Consider the following 3911-nt stretch of genomic DNA (forward strand, 5'->3'; position numbering starts at 1 on the left):
GGCCATCCGGCTCGGCTATGCCGAATCCTCCACCTTCATCTACGCCTTCAAGCGCTGGACCGGCGCGACACCGGCGGCCTACCGCCGCGAACGGGCGGTACGCCGCTAGTTCGGCTGCACGCCGATCCGGCCGCCCATCGCAATGCTTCGGAAATGCGTTGTGATGCGGTTACTTTCATCGATGACGTGCAGGGCGATGGCCGGATCCGGCGCGTAGTCCATCACGTGATGGGGGAGCTCGAGTTCCCACTCCCCGCCCAGCACAGACGCGGTGCTCGGGGAGATCAGTAGCGGGCGGCCCGCGAAGGTAGTCGTGGCGGCGGAATGCGCATGTCCGGTGATCACGCCGACGATGCGTTCGTCATCGGCGACCACCTCGGCCAGTTTCTCGGGCTCCGCCAGCGAGATCTCATCGATGACCGGACTGAACAGATGTGCGGGCGGATGGTGCAGCGCAAGGAGAATGGGCGCGTCGGCGGGCGCGGCGGCGAGTACGCCGCGCAGCCAGTCGTAGGTCTCTTCGGTGAGTCGGCCGCCGGATTCGCCGGGGACGCTCGAATCCAGCAGTACCACGGTTGAATTGCCGATTCGGTGTGCGTTGTTGATCGGCGCGGTCGATGCGGATTCGCCGAGCAGGATCGTGCGGAAGGCGGCGCGGTCGTCGTGATTACCGGGCAGCGCGTAGACGGGGATATCGGCATCGAGTGCGGCACGTGCCTCGGCATATTGCTCGGGCTTACCCGAATCGGTGATATCGCCGGTCACCAGAATGGCATCGGGCCTGCGTCGCAGCTCGGCGAGATAGGCCATGACCCGCTCGACGCGTTCGGCATTGCGGGTGCCGAGATCGAAATGGGTATCGCTGACCTGAGCCACCAGGATCATCGGCGTTCGCTTTCTCTGGGGGATCGCTCCATTGCGTCAGAGGGTGTCGGCATCGTGTGCCGCACGTCTACAGGCTAGATGACCTGCGGGTTACGCGTCGCCATGAGGCTGACCACCGGTAGAAGGCCGCGGGGTCGGAAGTGGTCGCGCGCACACCGGGTCAGCTCGACGGGTCGACGACCGATGCCCACAGCGTCTGCAGTGACCGCAGGAACGACTTGCGATCGGCGGCTGGGAGCTGGGCGAGCAGGCGGTTCTCCTGCTCCTGGATATCGTGTTGTGCCTGGCCGCGGGTGGTCCGACCGGTCGGGGTGAGCGAAATCAGGCGTGCGCGCCGGTCGGCCGGATCGAGGTCGCGCCGGATGAGGCCGCGCTGCTGGAGTTCGTCGAGTGTGCCGATGATGCGCGTCTTGTCCGCACGGATCTTCTTGGCCAGCGCGGCCTGGGTGTAGACGGGTTCGTCGCCGAGTCCGAGCAGGACCACATAGCCCCACATGGTCAGGCCGTGCCGCTCGAGTATGGGCAGTTCCGCCATGGCGAGGGCGCGGCCGAGCGGCGCGATCATCGCAGCGAGGTCGGGGCGCTTCTCCGGCATGGGTAGAAAATACCGCTTAGCTTATGATAAGCATGAGCTTACGATATGCATGCGCTTATCAATTGGATGTATCGAGAGGACAGCGATGACCACCGATTCCGACACCGCCCCCGAGTTGCGGACCCTCAAATCACTGGGCACACAGGTCGATTTGATCGCGCTCAATGCCCAGGCCGTGCGCACCAGCATCGAAGTTGTTTCCCAGCTGACTCCGGCCGATTTGGCCAAGCCGACGCCGTGCGCCGGTTGGACGCTGCACGGGTTGCTGGCGCACATGATCACTCAGCACTACGGCTTCGCGGCCGCCTCCGGCGGCGAGGGCGATCTGTCGCTGTGGCGGCTGCGTCCGCTGGGCGAGGACCCGATCGCGGACTACCGCGCCGCCGCCGAACATGTGCTGGCGTCCTTCGCCGAGGACGGCGTGCTCGACCGGTCCTTCCCGCTGCCGGAGTTCACCAGCGCCTTCGAATTCTCCGGTGCCGAGGCGGTCAGCTTCCACTTGATCGACTACGTCGTGCACTCCTGGGACGTCGCCCGAACCCTCGGCCGCACAGTGCATTTCGACGACGACCTGCTCGCGGTCGCATTATCGGTAGCCGAGATCGTCCCCGGTGGCCCGGCCCGCCTGGCCCCGGGCTCCGCCTTCGGGCCGGTCATCGCGTGGTCCGGTGACTCGGTGCTCGACGAGATCGTCGCCATCCTCGGGCGGTCCCCGAGCTGGCCTGAGTAGTCGCCGTGGCCGCTCGGGCGTGATTACCGGCCGCACGATTTAGCGTGCCGCGCAGGGAATTCCCGCCCATTCCGTGCGTGTCGGCGCCAAGATGTGCGCGGCGGTGGCGTCAATCTCTACTTGGGGCTGAGGGTTACGACCTGGACGGACGGGTAGCGTGCTGCGAGTTTTCGATCGAGTGTCGCCAGTGCGGCGTTGCTGGTTTGTGCAAATGCGGCCAGGTAGTCGTCGATCCACAATTTGTGGCTGTTGTCGTTCCTGGCGGAGAACGCGCGGAACACGGCTTCCAGCTCGGCGGGCTCCTCCGCCCAGAGCACTCGTTCGTCCTCGTTGAGCTGATCTACGATTCGCCACGCCGCGCTTCGCGGCAAGACATCGCTTCCCAGTACGGCAGGGTTGGAGAGCAACCGAAGCAGACCTGTTTGGGTAACTCGGCACAGGAGCAGGCCGTCGGCTTGTTCTCCGAACCATGCTGCCGCGATCTTGTGATGTACGTGCCTGCCCCACACCGCCGCAAGCCAGACACCCACGTCGACCAAGGTCATTGCGCGTACTTCTCGATGTCCTCGGCCTCGAACGCCGCTTCTATATCGGCATTGGTGATAGCGGCCTTCGGCTCTGCATCTGGCCCGCTGATCAGCGGGAAGGTGACGCGTCCGTGCTTTCGGCCGGGTATGCCCGCGCCGATCTCGTGAGTCAACGCCTTGGTAAAGAGATCTTTCAGGCTCATTCCACGCTCGACCGCAGCGATCTTGGCGGCCTGCATCAACTCTGGTGGTAGGTCGATCGTGGTGCGCATAAAAGCATATTAGCATGCGGCTTTGGGTGGGTGAGGGCTATTCGGTTGGGGGAGCGGGGATTCGATGGTGTGCAGCAGGGTGTCGGCGTGTTGGAGGAGAGCGGCGGGGTCGGGCGTGGGATGGAGGGGGTGCCAGAAGTCGGGAGTTGGGGTTGCTTGGAGGGTGAGGGTGGGGGGTGTGCGCCAGGAGGCGGCGAGGGCGAGTTGCCAGGAGTGGAGGTAGGTGCGGTCGTATCGGGCGGATTTGTCGAATAGGGGGTCGCCGACGATGGGATGTCCGATCCAAGCCAGGTGTACGCGGATCTGGTGGCGGCGGCCGGTGATCGGGCGCACTGCGAGCACGGTGTAGGTGTCCGTGCGCAGGACCGTGGTGAACTGGGTTGTCGACGGATAGTTCTTGGTGGCCAAGAGGTCCGCGTCATCGACGAACCAGCGACCGGCCCGCTCGCGAATGGATTCGCGGGGCGCGGCGATTCGCACCCGGTTCTTGCGACCGACACTGAGCGGCAGTTCGATGACGCCGCGATCGGGCAGGCCGGTCGATTCGACGATCGCCAGATACGCCTTCTCGACCGTCTGCTTGTTGAACTGCCTGGTCAGCTGCCCGTGCGCGCCCAACTCCTTGGCCAGCAGCACGAGTCCGGAGGTCACCTTGTCGATCCGGTGCACCGGATACAGCGTTTCCCCCACCGCGGCCGCCGCCTCGACGATATCGCTGTCGTGCCGCTCCCCGGTCACCGAAATCCCGGCGGGTTTGTTCAGCGCCAGCACCGCCGCGTCCTCCTCGATAACGCAGCTCTCCCGCAACTCGGCCCACTCGAACTCCACCGGACGAGCTTAGGTTGTGCGGTGCCGGTACTTGCCGTTGCGGCGCAGCGTGTGGGGATGCAGATGGTGTGCCT

At 65.2% G+C, this 3911-nt stretch carries 6 protein-coding genes; 1 reads left to right on the forward strand and 5 read right to left on the reverse strand.

Annotated features, from left to right (window positions below; genetic code table 11):
• Positions 1-105 precede the first annotated feature (105 nt).
• Complete coding sequence (locus tag NP3_RS34080) at positions 106-885, reverse strand: metallophosphoesterase (protein ID WP_063045855.1); 780 nt, start codon at positions 883-885, stop codon at positions 106-108.
• Between the two features lie 160 nt (positions 886-1045).
• Complete coding sequence (locus tag NP3_RS34085) at positions 1046-1480, reverse strand: MarR family winged helix-turn-helix transcriptional regulator (RefSeq protein WP_063045856.1); 435 nt, start codon at positions 1478-1480, stop codon at positions 1046-1048.
• A gap of 85 nt (positions 1481-1565) precedes the next feature.
• On the opposite strand from NP3_RS34085, the gene NP3_RS34090 reads away from it, so the two are divergent.
• Complete coding sequence (locus tag NP3_RS34090) at positions 1566-2210, forward strand: TIGR03086 family metal-binding protein (protein WP_063045857.1); 645 nt, start codon at positions 1566-1568, stop codon at positions 2208-2210.
• 116 nt (positions 2211-2326) lie between these two features.
• Here the strand turns inward: NP3_RS34090 and NP3_RS34095 are convergent, their stop codons facing one another.
• From NP3_RS34095 to NP3_RS34105, 3 genes are read right to left on the reverse strand one after another with little or no spacing between them, the layout of a single operon-like run.
• On the reverse strand, positions 2327-2755 hold the full coding sequence (locus tag NP3_RS34095; RefSeq protein WP_063045858.1) for a TA system VapC family ribonuclease toxin: 429 nt from the start codon (positions 2753-2755) through the stop codon (positions 2327-2329).
• Positions 2752-3009 carry a hypothetical protein gene (locus tag NP3_RS34100; RefSeq protein WP_157124733.1) on the reverse strand — a complete coding sequence of 86 codons (258 nt, stop codon included), beginning with the start codon at positions 3007-3009 and terminating at the stop codon, positions 2752-2754. Before NP3_RS34100 ends, NP3_RS34095 begins: the two co-directional genes overlap by 4 nt.
• Positions 3010-3018: 9 nt before the next feature.
• Positions 3019-3837, reverse strand: a complete 819-nt coding sequence (locus NP3_RS34105; protein ID WP_063045860.1) for an RluA family pseudouridine synthase — start codon at positions 3835-3837, stop codon at positions 3019-3021.
• Between the last annotated feature and the right edge of the window lie 74 nt (positions 3838-3911).

The organism is Nocardia pseudovaccinii NBRC 100343 (assembly GCF_001613225.1).
GTDB lineage: Bacteria > Actinomycetota > Actinomycetes > Mycobacteriales > Mycobacteriaceae > Nocardia > Nocardia pseudovaccinii.